The 25057-nt window shown below is 30.5% G+C and carries 21 protein-coding genes and 2 pseudogenes; 20 read left to right on the top strand and 3 right to left on the bottom strand.

The features are described 5' to 3' along the window. The first annotated feature begins 9 nt into the window (after positions 1-9). Together lacG and HMPREF2953_RS11410 are read left to right on the top strand one after the other, a co-directional pair. Positions 10-1422, top strand: coding sequence for a 6-phospho-beta-galactosidase (gene lacG, locus HMPREF2953_RS00925; protein WP_141754062.1), 1413 nt, complete (start codon positions 10-12; stop codon positions 1420-1422). 10 nt (positions 1423-1432) lie between these two features. Continuing rightward, a pseudogene (locus HMPREF2953_RS11410) lies at positions 1433-1879 on the top strand (alpha/beta hydrolase). A 116-nt stretch (positions 1880-1995) separates the two neighbouring features. Here HMPREF2953_RS11410 and HMPREF2953_RS00915 read toward each other — a convergent pair. Further along, positions 1996-2997 (bottom strand): LLM class flavin-dependent oxidoreductase, encoded by a 1002-nt coding sequence (locus HMPREF2953_RS00915; RefSeq protein ID WP_070671358.1) that lies wholly within the window; start codon positions 2995-2997, stop codon positions 1996-1998. A 139-nt stretch (positions 2998-3136) separates the two neighbouring features. Between HMPREF2953_RS00915 and HMPREF2953_RS00910 the strand changes: the two genes are divergently transcribed. The 6 genes and pseudogenes from HMPREF2953_RS00910 to HMPREF2953_RS00885 all read left to right on the top strand — a co-directional run bounded on the left by HMPREF2953_RS00910 (position 3137) and on the right by HMPREF2953_RS00885 (position 8500). Continuing rightward, the gene (locus tag HMPREF2953_RS00910; protein ID WP_070671357.1) at positions 3137-4144 is read left to right on the top strand and encodes an NADP-dependent oxidoreductase; all 1008 of its coding nucleotides are present in this window, start codon (positions 3137-3139) and stop codon (positions 4142-4144) included. A 32-nt stretch (positions 4145-4176) separates the two neighbouring features. Continuing rightward, positions 4177-5190, top strand: coding sequence for a zinc-binding alcohol dehydrogenase family protein (locus HMPREF2953_RS00905; protein WP_070671355.1), 1014 nt, complete (start codon positions 4177-4179; stop codon positions 5188-5190). 163 nt (positions 5191-5353) lie between these two features. Then, a pseudogene (locus HMPREF2953_RS00900) lies at positions 5354-6906 on the top strand (BCCT family transporter). A 181-nt stretch (positions 6907-7087) separates the two neighbouring features. After that, the gene (gene amaP, locus HMPREF2953_RS00895; protein WP_002448415.1) at positions 7088-7624 is read left to right on the top strand and encodes an alkaline shock response membrane anchor protein AmaP; all 537 of its coding nucleotides are present in this window, start codon (positions 7088-7090) and stop codon (positions 7622-7624) included. A 12-nt stretch (positions 7625-7636) separates the two neighbouring features. After that, the gene (locus HMPREF2953_RS00890; protein ID WP_002448488.1) at positions 7637-7873 is read left to right on the top strand and encodes a DUF2273 domain-containing protein; all 237 of its coding nucleotides are present in this window, start codon (positions 7637-7639) and stop codon (positions 7871-7873) included. A gap of 78 nt (positions 7874-7951) precedes the next feature. Continuing rightward, positions 7952-8500, top strand: a complete 549-nt coding sequence (locus HMPREF2953_RS00885) for an Asp23/Gls24 family envelope stress response protein (RefSeq protein ID WP_002448598.1) — start codon at positions 7952-7954, stop codon at positions 8498-8500. A 111-nt stretch (positions 8501-8611) separates the two neighbouring features. Here HMPREF2953_RS00885 and HMPREF2953_RS00880 read toward each other — a convergent pair whose 3' ends face one another. Then, on the bottom strand, positions 8612-10555 hold the full coding sequence (locus HMPREF2953_RS00880; protein WP_070671352.1) for an IucA/IucC family protein: 1944 nt from the start codon (positions 10553-10555) through the stop codon (positions 8612-8614). 213 nt (positions 10556-10768) lie between these two features. Between HMPREF2953_RS00880 and HMPREF2953_RS00875 the strand changes: the two genes are divergently transcribed. The 6 genes from HMPREF2953_RS00875 (at position 10769) to HMPREF2953_RS00850 (ending at position 18394) form a co-directional block, all read left to right on the top strand. Then, positions 10769-12532, top strand: coding sequence for an IucA/IucC family protein (locus tag HMPREF2953_RS00875; protein ID WP_070671350.1), 1764 nt, complete (start codon positions 10769-10771; stop codon positions 12530-12532). Further along, positions 12533-13594, top strand: coding sequence for an alanine racemase (locus HMPREF2953_RS00870; protein ID WP_070671348.1), 1062 nt, complete (start codon positions 12533-12535; stop codon positions 13592-13594). 191 nt (positions 13595-13785) lie between these two features. Further along, a complete protein-coding gene (locus HMPREF2953_RS00865; RefSeq protein ID WP_070671346.1) occupies positions 13786-14784 on the top strand; it encodes an ABC transporter substrate-binding protein in 999 nt (332 codons plus the stop codon). A gap of 12 nt (positions 14785-14796) precedes the next feature. After that, positions 14797-15828, top strand: coding sequence for a FecCD family ABC transporter permease (locus tag HMPREF2953_RS00860; RefSeq protein WP_070671344.1), 1032 nt, complete (start codon positions 14797-14799; stop codon positions 15826-15828). After that, on the top strand, positions 15825-16790 hold the full coding sequence (locus HMPREF2953_RS00855) for a FecCD family ABC transporter permease (RefSeq protein ID WP_070671341.1): 966 nt from the start codon (positions 15825-15827) through the stop codon (positions 16788-16790). Before HMPREF2953_RS00860 ends, HMPREF2953_RS00855 begins: the two co-directional genes overlap by 4 nt. Before the next feature lie 287 nt (positions 16791-17077). Further along, positions 17078-18394 (top strand): YjiH family protein, encoded by a 1317-nt coding sequence (locus HMPREF2953_RS00850; RefSeq protein WP_070671338.1) that lies wholly within the window; start codon positions 17078-17080, stop codon positions 18392-18394. A gap of 58 nt (positions 18395-18452) precedes the next feature. Here HMPREF2953_RS00850 and HMPREF2953_RS00845 read toward each other — a convergent pair whose 3' ends face one another. Continuing rightward, positions 18453-18767, bottom strand: coding sequence for a heme oxygenase (locus HMPREF2953_RS00845; protein WP_049334535.1), 315 nt, complete (start codon positions 18765-18767; stop codon positions 18453-18455). A 172-nt stretch (positions 18768-18939) separates the two neighbouring features. Between HMPREF2953_RS00845 and HMPREF2953_RS00840 the strand changes: the two genes are divergently transcribed. The 6 genes from HMPREF2953_RS00840 (at position 18940) to HMPREF2953_RS00815 (ending at position 24680) form a co-directional block, all read left to right on the top strand. After that, on the top strand, positions 18940-19458 hold the full coding sequence (locus HMPREF2953_RS00840) for a metal-dependent hydrolase (RefSeq protein WP_070671336.1): 519 nt from the start codon (positions 18940-18942) through the stop codon (positions 19456-19458). Between the two features lie 105 nt (positions 19459-19563). Next, positions 19564-20751 carry a UTP--glucose-1-phosphate uridylyltransferase gene (locus HMPREF2953_RS00835; protein WP_070671334.1) on the top strand — a complete coding sequence of 396 codons (1188 nt, stop codon included), beginning with the start codon at positions 19564-19566 and terminating at the stop codon, positions 20749-20751. Positions 20752-20767: 16 nt separating this feature from the next. Beyond that, entirely contained in the window at positions 20768-21451 is a 684-nt protein-coding gene (locus HMPREF2953_RS00830) for a PAQR family membrane homeostasis protein TrhA (protein ID WP_017175367.1), read from the top strand. A 187-nt stretch (positions 21452-21638) separates the two neighbouring features. After that, positions 21639-22979, top strand: a complete 1341-nt coding sequence (gene sdrM / locus HMPREF2953_RS00825) for a multidrug efflux MFS transporter SdrM (RefSeq protein WP_070671332.1) — start codon at positions 21639-21641, stop codon at positions 22977-22979. 77 nt (positions 22980-23056) lie between these two features. Continuing rightward, on the top strand, positions 23057-23524 hold the full coding sequence (locus HMPREF2953_RS00820; RefSeq protein WP_070671329.1) for a SepA family multidrug efflux transporter: 468 nt from the start codon (positions 23057-23059) through the stop codon (positions 23522-23524). Between the two features lie 91 nt (positions 23525-23615). Then, positions 23616-24680: an Mrp/NBP35 family ATP-binding protein gene (locus tag HMPREF2953_RS00815; protein WP_070671328.1), complete on the top strand. Its 1065-nt coding sequence runs from the start codon at positions 23616-23618 to the stop codon at positions 24678-24680. Positions 24681-25057: the final 377 nt, after the last annotated feature.

Here is a 25057-nt window from a genome sequence, read left to right as displayed (position 1 = left end):
GATGAAAGTATAATGAAAAAATTACCAGAAGATTTTATTTTCGGTGGTGCAACAGCAGCTTATCAAGCAGAAGGTGCGACTCAAACAGACGGAAAAGGTCGTGTAGCCTGGGACACTTATCTAGAAGAAAACTATTGGTATACAGCTGAACCTGCAAGTGACTTTTATCATAAATATCCAGTTGATTTAGAATTAAGTGAAAAATTTGGTGTGAATGGTATCCGTATATCTATCGCATGGTCAAGAATTTTTCCTACAGGTTATGGAGAAGTTAATCAAAAAGGTGTAGAATTCTATCACAATTTATTTAAAGAGTGTCATAAACGACACGTTGAACCGTTTGTTACATTACACCATTTTGATACTCCAGAAACACTTCACAGTGATGGAGATTTCTTAAACCGTAAAACGATTGATTATTTTGTAGACTATGCAAAATTCTGTTTTGAAGAATTTACTGAAGTCAACTATTGGACTACTTTTAATGAAATTGGTCCTATTGGTGATGGCCAGTATTTAGTCGGTAAATTCCCACCAGGTATTAAATATGATTTTGCAAAAGTATTCCAATCTCATCATAATATGATGGTCGCACATGCGAAAGCAGTTAAACTATTTAAAGACAATGGATATAATGGGGAAATTGGAGTCGTTCATGCATTACCAACTAAGTATCCATACGATTCTTCAAATCCGGAAGATGTTAGAGCAGCAGAACTTGAAGATATTATTCATAACAAATTTATCTTAGATGCAACGTATTTAGGAAAATATTCTCGTGAAACTATGGAAGGGGTACAACATATTCTTTCTGTCAATGGCGGTAAATTAGATATTACCGATGAAGATTATGCTACATTAAATGCTGCAAAAGATTTAAATGACTTCCTAGGTATCAATTACTATATGAGTGATTGGATGAGAGGATATGAAGGAGAATCAGAAATTACACACAATGCTACTGGAGATAAAGGTGGCTCTAAGTATCAACTTAAAGGTGTAGGACAACGTGAATTTGACATAGATGTTCCTCGTACTGATTGGGATTGGATGATTTATCCACAAGGTCTTTATGATCAAATTATGCGTGTTATAAAAGATTATCCTAACTATCATAAAATTTATGTTACTGAAAATGGGCTTGGGTATAAAGATGAATTCGACGAAGAACGTAAGACAGTTGATGATGATGCACGTATCGACTATGTTAAAAAACATCTTGAAGTCATTGCTGATGCGATACGTGATGGTGCCAATGTAAAGGGCTATTTCTTATGGTCACTTATGGATGTGTTCTCATGGTCTAATGGTTATGAAAAACGTTATGGTCTATTCTACGTTGATTTTGACACACAAGAACGTTATCCGAAAAAAAGTGCATATTGGTATAAAGCATTAGCTGAATCTAAAGAAATTAAGTAATTTTATAAATTTGACAGGACAGAAACGAAATTTCTGTCCTGTTTCTTATTTTATTGAGATACTAGTATTAAAAAATAAGGAGTATAATTTTCTCGTACATTCTATGGAGTATTTATCTTTCACGTATTTTATGAAAAGTGATGGTAATCATCCACCATTTCCGATACTAAATAAAAAAGAAGTCAATATGGCTAGAACATATAATGGCGTTCTTAAATTAAATGAAAAGGTGAATGAAATTCAAGTTGATCAAAATGGCAAACCAAACAAAATGAGTGAAGATGATAAAAAGTGACTTGGATTAAAGAATATTTATAAAGGTAAACAAATAGAAGATTTAAATATTTATGAAGATAATCAAAATGGTATGCATTTTGACGTTAAAGTATCTAATAGCTCACCTCGGACTTTAAAATCTCTGTTAGAAGCAAGTCCAAAAACGTATAAAAAATCTTAATATACAGAATCGGCGACTCAACATAGCCAATTTCATGAAAATAAAGATGTTGCAAATGAAAACATTAAAGTTTATGAAACAAATAAAAATTAGGAGCGTTCATAATACTGACGCTCCTAATTATCTAGACAAGCCTGAGCTATAAGTTCAATTAATTTAGTACGATGAGTATGTCCATATACATTAGGAAGAATCATGATTTCATCGACTTCAAATTCGTTTTGTAATTGTATTAACTGCTGAGCTACTTCATGTGGTAAGCCACTAATCATTCGACGTTTATTTTTTTCTATTTTTTCTCGATCTCTTTCAGAATAATGGCGTTGCTGTGCTGTTTCAATAGAAGGATATACTTTAGGTTGTTTAAGATAGTTAATACGTATTAACCACAAATTTAATGCATCTAATAATTGCTTAATCGTTAATTCATTTTCTGCCGTAACGACAAAAGTAGCTAAAATAATATAGGGTGAATCCGAATGACCATGATACTCTGTAAAACGCGATTTATAATGTCGAATGACATGTGTTAAATTTGCGTTCGATTGGCCCATATGAGCAATCACAAAAGGTAAGCCTTTTTTTGCGGCAAGCTCAGCACTTTGTTCACTCATTCCTAAAATAAACATCTCAGGTGAATGCTCTGTGTATGGAGTAGCTTCTAAAGTTTTGAAACGATGTGAATGAATAGTGTCATTCGTAAAGTATTTGTTCAAATCATCTACTTGTTGAGATAGTTCGGGTTTTTGAGTTTTAAATTCATTTAGCGCTTCGTTTACATTTTTGAAGCTAGGAGAGCGCCCAATTCCCATATCAATTCGGCCGGGATGTTTGACTTCCATAATTTTAAATTGTTCTGCAACTTTGTAAGCACTATAATGGGGGAGCATCACACCGCCACTTCCAATATGAATAGAGTGTGTATGTTCAAGTAACATAGCCATTACGATTTCAGGAGCGCTTGATACAACAGAAGGAACTTGATGATGTTCTGCTACCCAATAACGTGCATAACCAAGTTTCTCTGATAGTTGAGCAAGTTCAATTGAATGATTTAAAGCTTCTTGTGGTGTATCACCTTCAAAGAGTGGTACATAGTCTAAGATACTTAATTTCAAGTTTAAGACCTCACTTTGCTTGGTATAATAAAGTATTAAGTGTTGTCATACTAGACATTATAAAGTGAAAGCAGTTGAATTGCGATAAAATTGTTTGTGATATGACACTGTTTTTGAATACTGAAAGGAGTCTTTTATAATGAATAATGAGCAAGTTTTATTAGCAAAATATCCTGAAGGTATGCCTCAAGATGATACATTTAAATATGAAAATATTGACATAGTTGATCCAAAAGAAAATGAAATTCAAATTGAATCTTTATATATATCTGTCGATCCATATATGCGTGGAAGAATGACTCAAGCTGATTCTTATGTGGAGCCTTTTAAAATTGGCGAACCTATTCAAAGTCACATTGTAGGCAAAATTATTAAATCAAATTCTGAAAAATTTAATGAAGATGACATTATTGTAGGTATGTTGCCATGGAAGCGTATTAATACAGTAAATGAAGAGAATGTAAGTAAAATATCTAATACAGATGTACCACTTTATTTATATTTAAGTACGTTAGGTATGACAGGTCAAACAGCTTATCACGGTTTATTAGAGATTGGTCAACCAAAAGAAGGCGACACTGTAGTAGTTTCAGCAGCTTCTGGTGCAGTAGGTGCTGTGGTTGGTCAAATTGCTAAAATCAAAGGTGCTACAGTAGTAGGTATAGCTGGTGGAGATAAAAAAGTGAATTATCTAACAGAAGAATTGGGTTTTGATGCAGGCATTGATTACAAAAAGGATGATTTTGCAGAAGCATTAGCAAAAGCCGTACCGAATGGCGTAGATGTTTATTTTGAAAATGTAGGTGGCACAATAGCCGATGAAGTTATGAAACATCTCAACCGTCATGCACGTATTCCTGTTTGCGGTACGATTTCTAATTATAATAATACTGAACAAGAAAAAGGTCCACGTGTACAAAGCACATTAATTAAACATCAAGCACTGATGCGTGGTTTCTTGGTAGCGGAATTTGCCGATGACTTTGAACATGCAAGTAAAGAACTGGCAACGTGGATACAAGAAGGAAAAATTAAAACAAAAGTATCTATAGAAGAAGGATTTGAATATTTACCAAAAGCGTTCAGAAACTTATTTACAGGTGAAAACTTTGGCAAACAGATCGTTAAAGTGTCAGAGAATGTATAATTTAAAATTCAGTAAAAGGTAGGTATATACTTATGAAAGCTATAGGATTTAAACAACCATTTAAATTAGAAGAAGGAAATGTATTTGAAACATTTGAATTAGATATGCCCCAGCCATCTTCTAGAGAGTTGCTTGTTAAAATACAAAGTATAAGTGTAAATCCGGTTGATACAAAACAACGCCTTACTGAAGTTAAAAATTCTCCGAGAATTTTAGGTTTTGATGCAGTAGGGACGATTCAAAAAACTGGAACAGAGGTTACAATGTTTAAGGAAGGCGATATTGTATTTTATTCTGGTGCGCCTAATCAACATGGTTCAAATCAGGAATATCAACTTATTGATGAACGATTAGTCGCAAAAGCACCTAAAAATCTTTCGGCAGAACAAGCTGCTAGTCTTCCGTTAACTGGTATTACAGCGTCAGAAACTTTATTTGATGTGTTTAAAATTTCAGAGGATCCAAATCAAAATAAAGGGAAATCATTACTTATTATCAATGGCGCAGGTGGTGTTGGAAGCATTACGACTCAAATTGCTAAGGCATATGGTCTAAAAGTCATTACAACTGCGTCACGTCAAGAAACAATCGATTGGTCAAAAAAGATGGGTGCAGATATCGTACTCAATCATAAAGAAGATTTAAAATCTCAATTAGAACAACAGCACATTGAAGCGGTAGATTTCGTATTTTGCACGTTTGATACAGATATGTATTATGAAACAATGATAGATATAGTGAAACCAAGAGGACATGTTGCTACGATTGTAGCTTTTAAAGGATCACAAGATTTAAATTTATTAAAAACAAAAAGTGTTTCCTTTACACATGAATTTATGTTTACAAGACCTATTTTTCAAACAGAAGACATGATTAAACATCATTATTATTTAGAGGATATTGCTAAAAAAATTGAGAATGGTACGTATCAAAATACAACGACAAAAGTCATCAATGGCTTAACAGCAGAACATTTATATGAAGCACATCAAATATTAGAATCCAATTCAATGATAGGAAAACTTGTTATAAATGTAGAAGAATAGAGAATGATTTAACACCTCTTAGTGTCTATAAATAAGACATTAAGAGGCGTTTTTATTATTTTATAATATATCAATTTGATTAATTATAAAAATTCCAATATATCGTTAGATATAACATGAATAGGGTATAGTATTTCTAACTATCAGAAAGGAGAATAATATAATGCGAAAAAAATCTATAAGCATTGTATTTTGGATTGCATTAGCTATCTGTACATTATTTGTAGTGTATGGAGCGATACTACCTAAGCAATTAGAAGCAATCACGCAAAATATTACATCGTTTATTGCAGTTAATTTTTCTTGGTATTATCTTTTACTAGTTTTAATTATATTTTTTATTTGCGTATACTTATTATTTTCAAGATATGCATCCATTACGTTAGGTGTGGAAGGAGAAGAACCAGAATTTTCATTACTTTCTTGGTTTGCTATGTTGTTCAGTGCAGGAATGGGAATAGGATTAGTGTTTTGGACTACAGCTGAGCCAGTTAGTCATGCCTATAAAGCAACGCCTATACATAAAATTGGTACACAAGCAGCAATTAATGATGCGTTCCAGTTTGCTTTCTTCCATTGGGGAATTCATGCGTGGGCAGTGTATGGCATTGTTGCATTAGTTTTTGCTTATTTTAATTTTCATAAAGGATATCCAGGTTTAGTGAGCGCAACGCTTGTTCCGATTTTTGGAGAAAAAAGAATGAGAGGACCAATCGGAAGTGCTATAGATGTTTTAGCTGTTATTGCAACGGTTACAGGTGTAGCAGCTACCTTAGGTTTTGGTGCTTTACAAATTAATGAAGGTCTTCACTACTTGTTTAAAGTACCGAATAATTTCGGCACACAAGTCATCATTATTATTATTGCAACTATTTTATTTAGTTGGTCTGCATGGTCCGGAATTGATAAGGGAATAAAAACTTTAAGTAATATTAATATGATTTTAGCTTTTATTGTATTAATAGGATAGGACCTACTTTATATATTTTAAATACATTTACTAACGGATTAGGAAATTATATTTTTAATTTCTTTAGTATGAGTTTGCGTATTCCAATGGATGGTGGCGCAAAATTTCAATGGGTACAAAATTGGACTATATTTTACTGGGCATGGTGGGTGTCTTGGGCACCATTTGTAGGAATATTCATTGCACGTGTATCACGTGGTAGAACAATTAAAGAATTTATTTTAGGAGTGTTATTTGTTCCAGCTCTTGTATCTTTCTTTTTCTTTGCAGTGTTCGGAGGAGCAGCAGTGTATCTTCAGCATAGTGGAATTGCTAATATTGCTAAAGAAGCAACAGAAACTGCAACATTTGCCACTTTAGAGCATTTTCCATTGGGATTTGTATTAAGTATTGTTACTTTAATCGTTATTATGATTTTCTTTGTAACTTCTGCAGATTCGGCTACTTATGTACTTGGAATGTTAAGTAGTAAAGGAGATATTAATCCTAACTCTTTCGTTAAAGTAAGTTGGGGTATTATTATGGCCTTATTTGCGATGATAATGATTTATACCGGAGGAACACAAGCAATTCAGAACTTATTAATTATTGCAGCACTCCCATTTTCCGTAGTTATTATTCTTATGATATGGTCTTTATTTAAAACGTTGAGTTCAGATCATCCGCGGGTATCAAAGAAAGATGTTTTAATGAAAAAAGATAATTTAAAATACAAAAAAACGAATAATATAAAAAAACGAAAATAATTATGAAAAATAGGTTTTTATTGTGTTAAATTTGGGAATATTTAATCTAGAAGGTAAACTTTAATAAATTTAAAAAAATTAAATAAAAAATTTTAATGTTAACGTTTTAAAAAATTTTTAAAGGGTACTTAAATTTTATAATTAAATAATTTCAACAATGACTAAGGAGGTGTGTTTAGAGGTGCATAGATTTAAAAACTTTATCCTTGGCCTATTAATAGTTGCGATTGTTGGTTTCTTATTGTTTATGTACATAGATGATAGTCGTATTAAGCGTTATCAAGACTATTTCTTACAATTCAATTGGTTCCAACCACTATTAATTGGTTTATCTGCTTTACTCGTATTAATTGGTATTATATTGGTATTTAGCATCTTTAAACCAACATATAGAAAACCAGGTCTTTATAAAGATTATAATGATGGACATATTTATGTATCACGTAAAGCAGTCGAAAAGTCTGCATACGATACATTAACTAAATACGATGAAATCAGACAACCAAACGTGGTTACTAAACTTTACAATAAGAAAAACAATTCTTACATTGATATTAAAGCTGATTTCTTAGTACCTAATGATGTGCAAGTAAAATCATTAACTGAGAGCATTAGATCTGACATTAAACATAATGTTGAGCATTTTACTGAAATGCCTGTTAGAAAATTAGAAATTAATGTTAGAGATCAAAAATCTGCCGGACAACGCGTACTATAAGGGAGGGATAACATGGCTGATAATAATCAAAATAGTCAAGATTCTACTCAACAAATTATCGACTTCCTAAAGTCGTATAAATGGCGAATTATAGGTTTCTTTGCATTCTTAATTATTGCAATCTTATTCCTGACTTTAGGGTTCTGGAAAACAATTTTAATTATTGTTTTATGTTTAATCGGAATTGGCGTTGGGTATATGAAAGACCGTACACAAGATTTCATGAACTTCTTAAATCGATGGAGTTAACATTCATTATTTAAGAATTCATATAAATTAAAAAATTAAGTATTAAAAATTAAATTTTATTTAAAAAGGAGAATTCACATGGCTGTAGATAATAACAAAGCTAAACAAGCATATAATAACCAAACTGGAGTAAATGAAAAAGAAAGAGAAGAACGTCAAGAACAAGCACAACAATACAGAGAAGAACGTCAAAATAATCAACAACATTTTGAAAATAAATTAACGTTCTCTGATGAAGTTATCGAAAAAATTGCTGGTATCGCTGCTCGTGAAGTAAGAGGTATCTTAGATATGAAAGGCGGATTCACTGACAGTATTTCTAGCGCATTCTCAAGCGGTAACAACGTAACACAAGGTGTTTCTGTTGAAGTTGGTGAAAAACAAGCGGCTGTAGACTTAAAAGTAATCTTAGAATACGGTGAATCAGCTCCAAAAATCTTCCGTAAAGTAACTGACTTAGTTAAAGAACAAGTTAAATACATTACTGGTTTAGATGTTGTTGAAGTTAACATGCAAGTTGATGACGTAATGACTAAAAAAGAATGGGCACAAAAAAACCAAAAAAATAACAACAACAATAACAATAATAACAACAATAATAATTTCGAAAGATCAGATTTACAATAAGCTTATTGAAAAAAGACCTTGGAATGTTCCAAGGTCTTTTTTATGGTTAATATCATTTTTTAACAAGAGACGGAATAACATTCAATTTGAATGTTATTCCGCTTCTTAATTTTAATGTAGTGGATTATTAACTTTAATATAAGTGTAATGATGTGCTTCATCTTCTAAACGCATAGTGGTTACACACTTATAATCAATTGTTGCAGCAAATAAAGTATGAGTAATCTTTTGTATACGTCCTGTATCAACGTCAGTCAACTTAGCTAATATATCTTGAATAATATGACTGATATGATGCCACATTATTTTTTCAAAATCCATATTTTCTACTTTTTCAGTAATTGTTAATATTAATTCAGCTAGATGATTTTGAACAGTTGAATAGAATACTTTATTAAAAACAGATGTAGTAGATTGAGTAAGAATTCTAGATTTCTTATGGAAATGTGATGTTTTATACCCCATTTTGTTTAATTGAGTTTCATCAATACGTAATCCTTCGAAATCTCGAATATAGATTTTACTTAAACTACCATCTTGATTAAATGTAGCAATAGAATTTTGTAAGTGTGCCTCTAGTGCGATTCCATATTTTACATATAGTGGAATAACTATTCCTAATAATTGAGTCGCATAATCTTGAATCCATGTATAAGCCGCTTTTTCAAATGTCTTAAATTGATGTGTATATTGATATCGTTTTATTAAGCTTTCAATTGGCGGTTCAGTATTGTTTGGATAATAAACAACCAGACTAGAAGGTATGACAGGTATTGTATCTTCTTCGATTAATGTATAAATATTTTCTCTAAATAATGTTCCCAGTTGTTCACTACGTTCAGTTTGGATTGTTGAATGATCTTTAGAATTATAAAAATGAATGCCAGCAATTTCATCTAATGTTTCTATGCGATAAGGTTGAAAATCAGGGTCGTTTTTTAAAATATCATTCACAATTTTAGTAACTAAAGGTCCATTATGCGTTGTTTGTTCAGAAAGCGTCCGTATTTCTCCAGTAATATGAACATTTGTAGAAAGTTTAATATGCGGGAATAGTTTAGGATATTTTGGCATTAATGTTCTGAATGATAAGCCAGCATAATAAGGTAAGGTCATATCAATAGGAATAATAAGTTGTTCATCTAGTTCTTGTTGATATTGACTAAGTAAAATATGTTCGAATTGCCAAGGATGGACAACCATTAAATGATAATCTTCAATTCTTATATCATTATAGTTATTTAAAAGGTGAGTAAATAATTTATGAAAAGATTGGTGAAGTATATCATTATAGGTTGAAGATAAGGATTGAACATTTGCTATACTATTATGTATGAATACACATTTTAATTGAATTTCTTGACCGTATTCTGAACTATAATGAATATTCTCTTTAGCACTCATCCCTTTACGAAGCTTTGCGCCTGGATGAAGGGGATGACCTTCTATAACTGATTGTTCCGAACGTAAATAACTATCGTCACTTTTTGCAATCAATTCCCATAAGGATTCGTAGTTTGAATGCATATGTTTAGCTTGATAACTTAGTGCCAGAATCATATTAGCAGCACTATTATTTAAATCTTCTCTAAACTGTTCACTAGCAGCGTTATCAAGTTTTGGCGCTTCAGCTAAAATTAAATCTAGAATATCATTTGGATGTTGGATTCTTTCATATTCGTGATTACGATGTTTTAAGATATAAAAGGGGCCTTCCACATCTACCCGGTCGAAGGCATATCTACCTTTTATTTGACTGTAAATATCGATATTTGATTTTGGAAAATGAATACATAATACGTCTTTATCTTTAGAAAACATAGATACGGTTAATTTGGTAGGTCTAATAATCTGACTATTATCTTTAGCGTGTATTAAGTTTTCGCGATATAAAGATGTAATAAGACGTTGAGAAATTTTATCTCTACCTATTAAAATATATTGTTTAAAATGATCGATTAAATCAGGATAAAATTCATTTAAATATGTATAAACATCATATTCTTCATTAGTAAGTTGTAAGTTATGATTATTAATAGTTGTATTTTGATTCATATAACACCTCATTCACATTCTACAAAATTATAAATAGTTTGTATAATATCTAACTCTAAAATTAAACCTTTGTAAAAGATAGTTTAAATTTAAGACACAATATTTTAATAAATTCTAAGTTCATGTCATTGCTAGTACCCTTAATTAAATTTATAATTATTAAACTAGTTAAACTTAATTATGAAAACGAATGATAAGGCGGAGGATTTAAAAATGTTAAACGAGTGGAAGCATGCAGATAGAAATATGCAATACAGAGTAATAAATGCTCTAATAAAGGAAAATATATGGACTCATTCAACTGCCATTTTTAAAGAAAATCATTATATAACGATTGAGTTTGAACAAGTGCTTCTAAACGTTCATTATAAATACGAAAGTGCATTATCTCGATATGAATTTGATGGGCCGATAATATATATAAATCATCAACATAAAGAATCAGTGGATAGTCTAGAAAAACTATTAGACATACTAGTAACAGACTTTCATATTGATATACCATTCCATTTAAAAAGTGAACTTATTCATAGCAGAGATAGTTTCATTGAAGTATATAAAGCATTCGATACACGTCATGAGTATCTTCAAAGACATGATAAATATATAAATGCCTCAGAACGTTTAAATTTTTTTACTTGGCTAGAAAAGTTGAAAAAAGATAATGATATAGATGACGTACTATATTCTGAAAGCTTAATATTTGAAGGTCATCCTACACATCCACTTACTAAAACAAAATTACCTTTATCAATGGAAGAAGTGAGAACCTATTCGCCAGAATTTGAAAAGATTATTAATTTGAAAGTGATGCTAATACATAATGAGTATGTAAATGTTACAACCATTTTTGATCATTCTCAGTTTATTTTAAATGAGGTTATTCCTGAATATATTGACGAATTACATACATTCATGAATGATAGAGAACGTTTGCTTAAAGACTATAAAGTCATTTTAGTTCACCCATGGCAATATGAACATACTATTCGTAATAAATATAAGGAGTGGCTACAAGATCATATTTTGATATCTACTCCATTTCATGTTCCATCTAAAGCAACATCTTCTTTTAGAACAATGTCGCTAATCAATCATCCTTATCATGTGAAATTACCAGTCAATGTTCAAGCTACTAGTGCAGTTAGAACAGTGTCCCCAGAAACAACAATTGATGGACCCAAATTAAGTCAAGCATTACATCGTGAATTAAATCAGTATACACAATTAGAATTAGATGTTGCACTTGAGCCCTATGGTTTATTTGCTAAAACAGACAGTGACGATGCTAGACAACTTGCTTGTATTATTCGTGAAAAACCTTTTACAAAAGATGATGGTATTTTATTAGTTACAGGTGCATTAGTAAATAAAAATGTAGTAGATAATGAAATCACAGTAGATAGTTACCTTAAATGGATGAATGATGACATTAATCAACATACCATTCATCAGTTTATGCGAAATTATACTCGTCAACTGGTAACACCTTTATTAGCTTTAATACAAGATTATGGTATAGCTTTAGAAGCACATATGCAAAATACACTAGTGCATTTAGGACCAAAGTATCAAATACAATTTATAGTGCGAGATCTCGGTGGCTCTCGAATAGATATTAAAACACTAAGTCAAAAATTAAAGCATATAGAAGTGGAAAATAAAAGTTTACTTGCAGACTCAATTGAAGAAGTCATTATGAAATTTCAACACGCAGTCGTTCAAAATCAACTGGCAGAATTAATTTTTCATTTTAAAAAGTATGACTTTATAAAAGAAGAAGAACTTTTTAATATAATTCAAGAAGAAATAGAAGTAGCAATTAATGATACTAAGCCTCATGCAGATACATTAAGAAAAGTTTTATTTGGACCTACAATTACAGTAAAAGCATTGTTGAAAATGAGAATGAAAAAGAAAGTGAAAAAATATCTGAATATTAGTTTAGATAATCCAATAAAAAGAGAGGTGAATTAAGTGTCTCGTATTGTAATCAATTTATCAAAGATTGAATATAATGCACATGTATTAAAAATGTTGTTTGACAGCAAAAATATAGCCATTATACCTGTGATAAAAAGTATTGCTGGAGATGAACATATCATTAAACGATTAATGAAAGTAGGATTTAACTACTTTGCAGAATCTCGACTAGAAAATATACCGCAGCAATTTACAAAAGATTGTCAATTTTTACTTTTGAGATCTCCTTTAAAGCGTCAGTATGAAGATTTGATTAAAGAAAGTTACGTAAGTATTCAAACAGAAATGGTAACAATACGTCAGTTAAATCATATTGCAACTGAAATGAGTAATCAACATCAAGTTATATTGATGGTTGATTGGAAAGATCAACGTGAAGGTGTATTACCTTATCATATAGTTGAATATATTAATGAAATAAAACTAATGAATAATATAAAACTTTTAGGTCTTGCATTTAATTTCATGTGTTTTAAGTCTAAAGCTCCAACATTAAATGATATTGACGAAATAAATCAATTTGTTCACCATGTACAATACGAAACAGGGGTATCATTTGAAGTTATTTCTGGAGGTAACTCAAGTATGCTTCCATTGTTAAAACAATATGATTTAGGATGTATTAATGAGTTGAGAATAGGAGAAACATTATTTCGTGGTGTGGATACAACTAATAATGAAAATATACCTGAGTTATTTCAAAATGCAATATTACTTGAAGCGGAAATTATTGAAATTAAACCTAGGTATACAAAGACGAAAGAAAGTTACTTACAAGCTATTGTAGATGTGGGATATATTGATACTGTGATTGAAAAAATAAAACCACTCAATCATCGAATAGAAATTATGGGTGCTTCAAGTGATCATTTAATGATAGATTTAAAAGAAGAAATTAACTATAAAGTAGGAGATTGCATACCATTTTCATTAGAATACGAAGCGCTATCACAACTAATGTATTATCAGAGAATGGAAAAATATTATAGTGAAGAACAAGCTATTTCTCAACGTATTAACAATTTGAAGCAATCAAAATATATCAACAACATATAACTTATTATATAGAATCTGAGACATCAATAGTGTCTCAGATTTCTTTATGCGTTAGTAGTCAACATTTTCGGGATGGGCCAACGAATTCAAAATAAATTCTGTGCCAATCCTTATTTTTATATTTTATTGACAATGATAATCGTTATCAATAAAATGAAGGTATACCTCAATACATATTAAGGAGTGTCATCATGAAAAAAACAACAATTTTTGGAATCATTTCAATATTATTGACTTTAGTATTAACAACTGCATGTGGAAAGGTAAGTAACAATGGATCAAATTCATCTAATCAAATTTCGTCATCTAAAGATATTATGGAGATTAAACATGATTTAGGAACAACTAAAGTACCTAAAGATGCTAAGAGAGTAGTAGCTTTAGAATTTTCATTTGTTGATGCATTAGTAGCTTTGGATGTTAAGCCTGTAGGAATAGCAGACGATAATAAAAAGAATAGAATAATTAAACCGTTAAGAGATAAAATTAGAAATTATACATCTGTTGGTACGCGTAAACAACCAAATTTAGAAGAAATAAGTAAATTAAAACCTGATTTAATTATTGCTGACAGTAATCGACATAAAGGAATTTATAAGGAATTAAGTAAAATTGCTCCAACAATAGAATTAAAAAGCTTCGACGGCGACTATAATGAAAATATCGGAGCGTTTAAAGTTATAGCTAAATCTCTTAATAAAGAGAAACAGGGTAAAAAACGTTTAGACGAACATAAGAAAAAAATAGCTCAATATAAACAAGAGATTCAATTTGATAAAAATGAAAAAGTACTTCCAGCTGTAGCTTCTAAGTCTGGGTTACTAGCGCATCCAAGTGAATCTTATGTGGGACAGTTATTAGGTGAATTAGGTTTTAAAGAAGCATTAAATAAAGATGTGACGAAAGGATTAAGTAAATATTTACAAGGACCTTATTTACAACTCAATTCAGAAACATTATCTGAAATCAATCCAGAACGCATGTTTATTATGACAAATGGTGCAAGTTCTAAAGAACCTTCTTATCAAGAATTGAAAAAAGATCCTATTTGGAACAAACTTAATGCAGTTAAAAATCATAAAATAGATGTGGTTGATCGTGATACATGGGCCCGCGCACGTGGTTTAATCTCTTCAGAAGAAATGGCTAAAGAAATTGTAGAAATCTCAAAAAAAGATAGAAATAAATAGGATGGATTGACAATGACTATACAAAAAAGTAATCGTCTTTCTGCTAATAAAAGATCAATCAAGAAGCGTATGACACTCACCTTTTCAGTGAGTGTTTGCCTTCTTGTTATTTTTGTTTATCTTAATTTAGCCACTGGAACTTTAAATATTCAAACTAAAGATATGTATCATTACTTTTTTACTTCAATTGAAAACAAGCAGACGTTTATCATTCAAAATGTTAGAATGCCAAGGATGATTGTTGCCATACTTGTGGGAGGTGCCTTAGCTTTGGCTGGTTTACTCATGCAATCTATAACTAGAAATCCATTAGCATCTCCGCAAATATTTGGGGTCAATGCGGGGGCTTCATTTATTATCGTATTAGTGACAGTATTAATGCCTACGATGGGAAACTATGCAACCTATTTAGCGTTTATTGGGGCATTTATTGGTGGGTTAACTGTGTATTTATTATCTGGTTCTACGAAAAAAATAACACCAGTGAAATTAGCTTTAGCAGGAATGGCAGTACATTTGTTTTTTAGTAGTCTTACACAAGGTGTTATTTTACTTAATGAAGATTCTAATTCTACTGTTATGTTTTGGTTAGTTGGCTCTTTAAATGGAATGAAATGGAAAGATGTAATGATAATTTGTCCTTGGATTCTTATGGGACTTATCATACTAATTGCATTTGCAAGACAACTTACAATAATGGAATTAGGTGATACACTAGCCAAAAGTTTAGGTCAAAAAACTGAAGTGATAAGAATCATTATCGGATTACTTGTTATTATATTTGCTGGGACATCTGTCTCTATTGTAGGACCTATTGGATTTATAGGATTAATCGTGCCACATATAGTAAAACGTTATGCACCGCATAATTACTTCATTTTAATTCCGTTAACATTTATAGTTGGCGCAAATTTATTGTTATTATCTGATACATTGAGTCGTTTAATTACATATCCCTATGAATCACCAGTTGGAATTGTTACTTCATTTATAGGAGCATTTTATTTCTTATTTATTACTTTAAGGAGAGTGAAACGAATATGACACACCACTCATTAGCTATTCGTTATGCACTTGTCGTTACTATATTAATCATAAGTATATTTATTAGCTTATGTGTTGGCGCAACAATGTATCATCCCATTAAAGTAATAAATAGTTTATTGATACAAGATGATTTTATTCTAAATGAATATCGTATACCCAGAACACTTTTAGGATTAATAGTAGGAAGTAGTTTAGCTATTTCAGGAACAATCATACAAGGGGTAGTAAAAAATCCTCTCGCTTCTCCAGATGTTATTGGAATGACTAAAGGTGCGAGTTTAGCAGCGATTATTATTATTATGGTTTTTCCTAATGCTCCTTTAATCATTTTACCTCTGGGTTCATTTGTTGGTGCATTAATAATCAGTTTAATTTTATCTTTTTTAATATCTCAATTTAATATTAAAGGGTCTACGTTGGCATTAATTGGCTTAGCAATTGGTGCTATATGTACAGCAATTGCACAATTTTTACTAATACGAAATCCCATGGATGCAAATAATGCGCTTATATGGTTAACAGGTAGTCTCTATGGTCATACGATAGAAAATGTATATTCAATTTTACCTTGGTTTATCATTACGACTCCAATCGTCATTGCTTTAAGTCATCAACTCGATATCTTAAACCTAGGAGATTCAATAGCGATAGCATTAGGTACACGAATAAAACGTATTAAAATGATATTGTTGATTTTATCAGTGATGTTAGCAGGAGCATCTATTTCAATAGTTGGAGGAATCAGTTTTCTTGGATTAATTGCGCCACACATAGCTCGAAAAATTGTCGGTTATCGTCATGTTCACGTAGTGATGATGTCTGGTTTAATTGGAGCAATCCTTATTTTATTTAGTGATGGATTAGCAAGAGGTATTCATCCACCACTTGATATACCAGTAGGCGTAGTTATTGCCATTGTTGGTGTTCCATACTTTTTATTGTTACTTAGAAGAATTTAAATATTAAAAGAGTGAGATCGTATTCACAGTGAATGCTATCTCACATTTTTTTGTGAAATTTTAAACTTTTGTATATTGCAAGTTATTTGAAAATAAGATATAGTAAAGTACATATTATTTATAAAAATACATATAAAGTTATATTTATATAATTAATAGATGTTAATTTCGATGAAAATACAAAATGAATGAATAAATACAATTACCTATATAAATGGAAAGAAGGGTGAATATTGGAGAATTATAACAAACAGGAGAAAATAAAAGGAAGAATAAAATTTATATCGATGTCAATCATTGGTATTATTTTATTTTTAATACCCATTCCAATTGTACAAGATGGGGAGAAACAAACGACATTACCAGTGGCATTTTTGGCAAATTGGTTAAAAGATTTATTAGGACCTGCAATGTCAATTCTCATTATGACAATCATTACATTATCGGCTATTTTGACTATTTTATTTTCAACAATTTTAAAGAATAAAGTAAAACCAGGTGGTCTTATCGCGAATGCATTTCAAGTCGGCCCAGTGTGGATGATATTAAGAGTACTTGCAGTTGTATTTGTCTGGATGACTTATTTTAAAATTGGAAGTAAAGTGATCTATTCAGAAGATACGGGCGGATTAGTATTTAATGATTTATTACCTACATTAGTAGCAGTATTCCTTTTTGCTGCCTTATTTTTACCTTTATTAATGGAATACGGTTTATTAGAATTTTTAGGACCATTGTTTAGACCAATCATGAGACCATTATTTACTTTACCAGGACGATCAGCAGTTGATAATTTAGCCTCATTTATAGGAGATGGAACAGTAGGCGTGCTTATTACAAGTCGTCAATATGAAAAAGGTATTTATTCAAAAAGAGAATCAATAGTCATTTCTACAACTTTTAGTGTTGTATCAATCACGTTTGCTATTGTTATTGCTCAAACTATTGGATTACAACAAAAGTTTTTTGTATTTTATTTAACAGTGATCGTTTCTTGCTTAGTTGCAGCGATAATTATGCCAAGAATATGGCCACTAAATCAAATTCCCGATGATTTTACGAAAGAAGTATCTGAAAGTACACGACTTGAAAAACTTCCAGAAGGAAAAACTGCATTAGCTCATGGTTTTGATGAAGCTACAATTGTAGGGCTAAAAGCGCCAGGAGTTAAAGCATTTTTTAAAACGGGAATTAAAACGGTGATTGATATGTGGTTTGTTATTTTACCAGTAGTGATGAGTATAGGGACTATTGCCACGATAATAGCAAATTATACACCAGTATTTGAAATCATAGGAAAACCATTTATTCCTATATTACAATTACTTCAAATTCCTGAAGCTGCAAAAGCGTCTGAAACTTTACTTATTGGTTTTGCAGATATGTTTTTACCTTCTATCTTAATAGCGACGGTACACAGTGAATTGACACGATTTGTGATCGGTGCTTTAAGTATATCTCAATTAATTTATCTATCTGAAGTGGGCGGTGTTATTTTAGGTTCTAAAATCCCGGTCAGTCTCGGAAAATTATTTATGATATTTTTAATCAGAACTGCAATCACATTACCAATTATTGCTTTAATGGCACATGTATTACTATAAAAAAAGAAGCAGGGTAAGGATTGATGAATGCAATTCCAATTCCTTCCTGCTTCTTTTTTTATTCTAAAGTTGATAGTACGTTTGCTTTTACAATTTCACTTGTTACTACTGGTGAATCTTCTGTTGAAGATTTTCCAGTATTTTTATGCGCTTCTTTAAACGCATCACTTTGGGTCCAAGCTTTGAAGTTTTCTTCACTGTCCCACCATGTATTAACAAACATATATTCAGTATCATTAGTATTATCAATTTGCCAAACTTCAATTTTTCTGAAACCTTCTAGTTGTTCAATCTTACCACCTTTAGTGAAACGTGGTGCCATTTTTTCAGCAAATCCTTTTTTTACAGTAATACGATTTGTAACAACAAACATAGTCAGACCTCCTTATTTATTTTAATAATATACAAATTCAAAGATATATCAAATAAAATACTTGTAATAAATAAGAAAAATAAACGTTTAAAGAAAAGTATCTATATACCGAAAATATGTTCGTATTTTAGGGCTATTTATGTTAATATATTTTTAATAAAGGAGAAGATAAATGACAGGAAAAACGCATGTAGCTGCTGGTTTGCTTGTAGGAGCAATAACAGTTGATCATTATCATACAGATCTATTTTCTACTGTAACAGTAATTTGTTTAGCAATATCAGGAAGTTTACTTCCAGATATTTGTCATACAAGAAGTAAGATTGGAAGACAATTTAAAATTCTTAGTTTGCTCGTTAGTACTATCTTCGGACATCGAACATTTACGCATTCATTGTTATTTTTAGGTATGATAGGTTTTTTACTTATTTTAATTCAAACTCCGACTTATTATTTAGTTACTATTATCGGTGCAATGGCTTCTCATGTTATACTAGATATGTTGACACCTAGAGGGGTAAAGTTACTTTATCCAATACCTCTATCGATTAAGTTTCCTTTTACTTTCAAAACTGGTGGTTTTTTAGATGCATCTTTATCAACAGCTTTTAGTATTGGAGCAATATACATAATATTTCAGGAGTTTATAAATGAAATCTTGAAATATGTGAGCCATTCATTGCCCGGATGATATCAATGAATATGATGGATCATCTTTCTTGTCTTAATATCAAATTTATAATTAATATGATAAATATATTTGAATGACACGAACTATCTATAAGGAGAGTTAGTAATGCTAGATCAAAGTAAATTAGAAAAATACAATCAAGAACATTTAATTGAATATGAGAAAATGATGAGTAGTAATGAAAAAGAGCAATTAGATGAAAAAGTGAACTCATTAGATTTAGAATTTATTCAAGAACTTTATCAAAGTTTATATGTTAATCGTAAAACAATTACAGATGTTACTGCAGTTTCTGAAGTTGATTATAAAATTAAGGAAGCATTCACGGAGCAAGATCGTGAATATTATGAACATAAAGGAATAGAAGCAATAAGAAATGGAGAATTTGCTGTTGTTCTTATGGCTGGTGGTCAGGGCACACGTTTAGGTTATAAGGGACCTAAAGGTTCTTTTGAAATTGAAGGTGTAAGCTTATTTGAACTTCAAGCAAGACAACTATTGCATCTAAAAAATGAAACAGGACATTGTATTAATTGGTATATTATGACTAGTGATATTAATCATGAGGAAACATTACGTTATTTTGAAAACCATGATTATTTTGGTTATAACCCAGAACGTATTCACTTTTTTAAACAAGACAACATTGTGGCTCTAAGTGAAAATGGTAGACTTATTTTTAATGAAAAAGGCTATATTATGGAAACACCTAATGGTAATGGCGGGATATTTAAATCGCTAGAGCATTATGGTTATTTAGATAAAATGGAGAAAGATGGCGTAAAGTTCATTTTCTTAAATAATATTGATAATGTGTTAGTAAAGGTTCTTGATCCTGTATTTGTAGGGTTTACAGTAGTAAATGATAAAGATATCACTTCTAAATCTATTCAACCTAAAAAGGGTGAAAGTGTTGGACGATTAGTTAGTAAAGATAATAAAGATACTGTACTTGAATACTCAGAACTTGATGAAAATGTAGCGAATACATTTGATAATGCAAATATTGGCATTCACGCATTTAAGTTATCGTTTATAAATCAAGCGGTAAATAATGATTTACCATATCATTTAGCTATTAAAAAATTGAAACAACTGGATGATGACTTTGGTTTAATTGAAAAAACATCTTTAAAATTTGAACTATTTTATTTTGATATTTTCCGATATGCGAATAGCTTTATTACATTACAAGTTCCAAGAAAAGAAGAATTTTCACCTTTGAAAAATAAAGAGGGAAAAGACAGTGTAGAAACTGCAACTGATGATTTAAAACGAATGAATGTCATTTAAAGGATGGTGGAATACGATGTCTAAATCATCTCAGCATACAAAAGATAATGTAATTGAATCATTTAAAGACATCATTCCACTATCTTTTGGCGAGGAAATTGGTAATGCAACTTCACATGGTGTTGCTGCACTAATGACTTTATTTTTACTGCCTTATGCAGCAGTACATAGTTATAATGAGTATGGAACACTAAGTTCTATTAGTGTTTCTATCTTTGTTATTAGTATTTTCATGATGTTTATTTCCTCTACTGTATATCATTCAATGAAAAATAATACATCGCATAAGTATATATTAAGAATTATTGACCATAGTATGATATATGTAGCAATTTCTGGAACGTATACACCTGTCTTACTAACAGTTGTTGGAGGTTGGTTAGGATGGCTGGTCTTTTTGTTATTATGGGGAACAACAATATGGGGTATTCTATATAAGTCAATTTCAACTCATGTAAATCCCAAATTAAGCTTAATCGTATACTTAGTTATGGGATGGGTTGGCATTATATTTTTACCTGTGATTATTATTAGAACATCTTGGTTATTTATTTTATTTATCGTATTAGGTGGTCTTTCTTATACCATTGGAGCGTGGTTTTATGCACAAAAAAACCGTCCATATTTTCATATGATATGGCATATTTTTATTGTTATCGCATCACTCTTTCATTTTATAGGAATCGTATATTTTATGTAGACCTAGCTGAAAGGTTATATCATTGAGAATAACTTAGTTTATTAAGTGCTTATTTAGAAACAGGACTATGAATTCAAAAAGAATTCTACCCTGTTTTTTCTTTTTTTAATAATACATTAAAGTTGTTTATGAATATAATTAAGAATATTCTATATTATGAACTTTTTAAATACATAGGAGGGCAAAGATGAAATTAAAATCAATAGGTATTGTAGTGACTTTGGTTTTAACAATGTTTATGGCAGCAATTGAAAGTTCAATTATTTCACTAGCATTGCCTACCATTCGTAAAGATTTGAATGCTGGTACAGCAGTGCCATTAGTCTTTACCGTTTATTTTATAGCACTTGTTGTAGCAAATCCTATTGTGGGTGAACTTCTCACAAGATTTAAGATTCTATATATAGCTGTAGTCGGCATACTATTATTTGGTGTTGGAAGTTTTGTGTCAGGTATGAGTGAAACGTTTACAATGTTAATTATTTCAAGAGGCATCCAGGGACTTGGCGCAGGAGTTATGATGTCTTTGACTCAAATTGTACCAAAACTAGCATTTGAAATTCCGCTTCGTTACAAAATAATGGGCATCGTTGGAAGTGTCTGGGGAATTTCAAGTATTCTTGGACCGTTATTAGGTGGTGGAATATTAGAAGTTGCAACATGGCATTGGTTGTTTTATATCAACATACCCATAGCATTGATAGCTATTGTTTTAGCTTTTCTTACTTTTCATTTTCCAGAAGAAGCGGAAGTACAACACATACAATTTGATGGAAAAGGATTATCCTTGTTTTATATATTTATAGGACTTCTTATGTTTAGTTTATTAAATAAAACAGGTGTTACTTTTAATATTATTGCATTAATATTAGCAATAGTTATATTATTCATTTTATTCAAATATGAAAATAAAAAAAATATGCCTTTTTTACCAATAAGTGAATTTAATAAATCAATTTCACTGGTATTTATAACTGATTTACTTATAGCAATATGTCTAATGGGGTATAACTTATATATACCTGTTTATTTACAAGATTATTTAAAACTATCTCCAATACAAAGTGGATTAGTTATATTTCCACTTTCTGTTGCATGGTTAGCTTTAAACTTCAATTTAGCTAAAGTAGAATCAAAATTTTCAAGAAAAAAATTATATATCGGAGCTTTCATATCATTAATTTTAAGTAATATGATTTTAGTATTTGGACTTCATATTCCTCTTATTATTGCGGGAGCTGTGATTCTTGCAGGATTGAGTTTTGGTTTCGTTTATACTAAAGACAGTGTAATTGTGCAAGAAGAAACAAGTCCTAAATATATGAAAAAAATGATGTCATTCTATGCATTAACTAAAAATTTAGGATCATCTATAGGATCTACATTGATGGGGTCATTATATGCACTTCAATTTGGTTTGTTAGGAGGTAACTTTTATAATATATTAACTGTAATCACAATTGTTGCGCTTATATTAATTTTAATGTGGGTATTTTTATTTAAAGAGAATAAAGAAAGTATAAAATAATAATTTTAAGTTACTATATATAAATGATAAAGTATCATTATAAAGTATTATTGATGAAAAGAGGAGGAAAGAGAGGAATGAAATTTTCTAATCAAAAATTTAACGGTATCTTTCCGGCTCTTCTTATTCTTATTATTTTTATTCTATCAGGTTGTATATTTTTAATATTTTTAGGATTTGGGTTATTTGGATTAAGTCGAATTCTTATTTTTTTTAAATTAGGATTTTTTACATACAATAAGGATTTATTCAGCAATTTAGTATATTACGGTAGCTATATAGTATTTGGATACTTTTTGCTATTTGCTGTTGAGCATTTAATGGATTACTTTAGAAAGCAATTACCTAATAATCCATATTTTAATGGAACACTATTTCATTTAATTTCATATGTAATTACGACTATCCTATTCTATTTTGTTATTCATATTCATTACGTATATATTAAAATTGAATTTTGGGTTATTGCATTAATTATTGGAATACTATATTTATGTAAAATGATTTTTTATCCAGATAGTGAAGACTTGAATGATAAGAAGTAGATATAAGTTATAAATTCTTGATAAATTCAGCACAGATTGTAAGTAAATTTGTTAAAATATGAATATAAAGAAATTTAAGGGGGATAATGAGTTGTTAACGGTAGAACAAGTAGAAAAAATAGTGGGAGACTTAAAAGATCCAATTATTAATGTGTCTTTAAAAGAAACAAAGGGAATTGTAGAAGTAAAAATAAAAGAAGAAATTCAACATGTAAGTGTTAAAGTTGCTATGGCTCAATTAGGTGGACAACCACAGCTTGATTTGCAAATGTCAGTGGTTAAAGCTTTAAAAGAAAATGGTGCAAATACAGTGGGCATTCGTTTTGAGGAACTACCTGCCGAAGTTGTGGAAAAATATACAGGAAAAGAAAAAGAGAAACCTAAGACAATTGAGGGATTATTGTCACAGAATAATCCAGTGGAGTTTATTGCAATTGCTTCTGGTAAAGGGGGAGTAGGAAAATCAACTATAGCCGTAAACTTAGCAGTAGCATTAGCAAGAGAAGGTAAAAGAGTGGGACTCATAGATGCTGATATTTATGGTTTTAGTGTTCCAGATATGATGGGTATAGATGAAAAGCCTGGTGTTCAAGGAAAAGAGATTATTCCTGTAGAACGTCATGGTGTTAAAGTGATTTCAATGGCATTTTTCGTTGAAGAAAATGCACCAGTTATTTGGCGTGGTCCTATGTTAGGAAAAATGTTGACGAATTTCTTTGTTGAAGTTAAATGGGGAGAGTTAGATTACTTATTACTTGATTTACCTCCTGGAACAGGGGATGTAGCTCTTGACGTTCATTCAATGTTACCAAGTAGTAAAGAAATAATAGTAACCACACCACATCCAACAGCAGCATTTGTAGCAGCAAGAGCTGGAGCTATGGCTAAGCATACAGAGCATTCTATTTTAGGTGTTATTGAAAATATGAGTTATTTCGAAAGTAAAGAAACTGGAAAAAAAGAGTATGTATTTGGTAAAGGTGGAGGACGTAAACTTGCGGACGAGCTCAATACCCAATTGTTAGGAGAACTACCTCTTGAACAACCTTCTTGGAATCCTAATGATTTTTCACCATCTATTTATCAAGAAGAAGATCGATTAGGAAAAATCTATAAAACAATTGCACAAAAAGTAATTACTACAACAATAAAATAATAAATAAAAATTAGTGTAAAAGTGCTCGAAAAAAATATCATTTTGAGCGCTTTTTCTATTGCAAAATATAAAAATTCTGATAGAATATCTTTTTGTGAGCAAGTTAGAAGAATTGCTTAAAACAAAAATAAAATTATTAAAATAATTTGTTGACACTAAATGAATTGTTTGATAAGATATAAAAGTCGTTTTAAAGAAGTGTTAATACATTTTAAAAAATGTAAATTCGGTGTAAAATTTACCATTGCAAAATCTTGAAAAACGATATAAAATATTAAAAGTAATCAAAATTAGTTATTGACTTTCGAAATTGAAATTGATATAATTTAATAGATTACATTTTAAATGAACATTGAAAACTGAATGACAATATGTCA

Source organism: Staphylococcus sp. HMSC072E01, from assembly GCF_001814125.1.
In the GTDB taxonomy this organism is placed as follows: Bacteria; Bacillota; Bacilli; order Staphylococcales; family Staphylococcaceae; genus Staphylococcus; species Staphylococcus hominis.
This window is presented reverse-complemented; position numbering and strand designations above follow the sequence as displayed.

What these genes read in the sequence shown, in the direction of transcription:
- HMPREF2953_RS00910 (WP_070671357.1), top strand. Translation starts at nt 3,137, where the DNA reads ATGAATAATGAGCAAGTTTTATTAGCAAAATATCCTGAAGGTATGCCT.
- HMPREF2953_RS00905 (WP_070671355.1), top strand. Translation starts at nt 4,177, where the DNA reads ATGAAAGCTATAGGATTTAAACAACCATTTAAATTAGAAGAAGGAAAT.
- HMPREF2953_RS00890 (WP_002448488.1), top strand. Translation starts at nt 7,637, where the DNA reads ATGGCTGATAATAATCAAAATAGTCAAGATTCTACTCAACAAATTATC.
- HMPREF2953_RS00885 (WP_002448598.1), top strand. Translation starts at nt 7,952, where the DNA reads ATGGCTGTAGATAATAACAAAGCTAAACAAGCATATAATAACCAAACT.
- HMPREF2953_RS00880 (WP_070671352.1), bottom strand. Translation starts at nt 10,555, where the DNA reads ATGAATCAAAATACAACTATTAATAATCATAACTTACAACTTACTAAT.
- HMPREF2953_RS00875 (WP_070671350.1), top strand. Translation starts at nt 10,769, where the DNA reads ATGTTAAACGAGTGGAAGCATGCAGATAGAAATATGCAATACAGAGTA.
- HMPREF2953_RS00865 (WP_070671346.1), top strand. Translation starts at nt 13,786, where the DNA reads ATGAAAAAAACAACAATTTTTGGAATCATTTCAATATTATTGACTTTA.
- HMPREF2953_RS00860 (WP_070671344.1), top strand. Translation starts at nt 14,797, where the DNA reads ATGACTATACAAAAAAGTAATCGTCTTTCTGCTAATAAAAGATCAATC.
- HMPREF2953_RS00855 (WP_070671341.1), top strand. Translation starts at nt 15,825, where the DNA reads ATGACACACCACTCATTAGCTATTCGTTATGCACTTGTCGTTACTATA.
- HMPREF2953_RS00850 (WP_070671338.1), top strand. Translation starts at nt 17,078, where the DNA reads ATGTCAATCATTGGTATTATTTTATTTTTAATACCCATTCCAATTGTA.
- HMPREF2953_RS00845 (WP_049334535.1), bottom strand. Translation starts at nt 18,767, where the DNA reads ATGTTTGTTGTTACAAATCGTATTACTGTAAAAAAAGGATTTGCTGAA.
- HMPREF2953_RS00840 (WP_070671336.1), top strand. Translation starts at nt 18,940, where the DNA reads ATGACAGGAAAAACGCATGTAGCTGCTGGTTTGCTTGTAGGAGCAATA.
- HMPREF2953_RS00835 (WP_070671334.1), top strand. Translation starts at nt 19,564, where the DNA reads ATGCTAGATCAAAGTAAATTAGAAAAATACAATCAAGAACATTTAATT.
- HMPREF2953_RS00830 (WP_017175367.1), top strand. Translation starts at nt 20,768, where the DNA reads ATGTCTAAATCATCTCAGCATACAAAAGATAATGTAATTGAATCATTT.
- sdrM (WP_070671332.1), top strand. Translation starts at nt 21,639, where the DNA reads ATGAAATTAAAATCAATAGGTATTGTAGTGACTTTGGTTTTAACAATG.
- HMPREF2953_RS00820 (WP_070671329.1), top strand. Translation starts at nt 23,057, where the DNA reads ATGAAATTTTCTAATCAAAAATTTAACGGTATCTTTCCGGCTCTTCTT.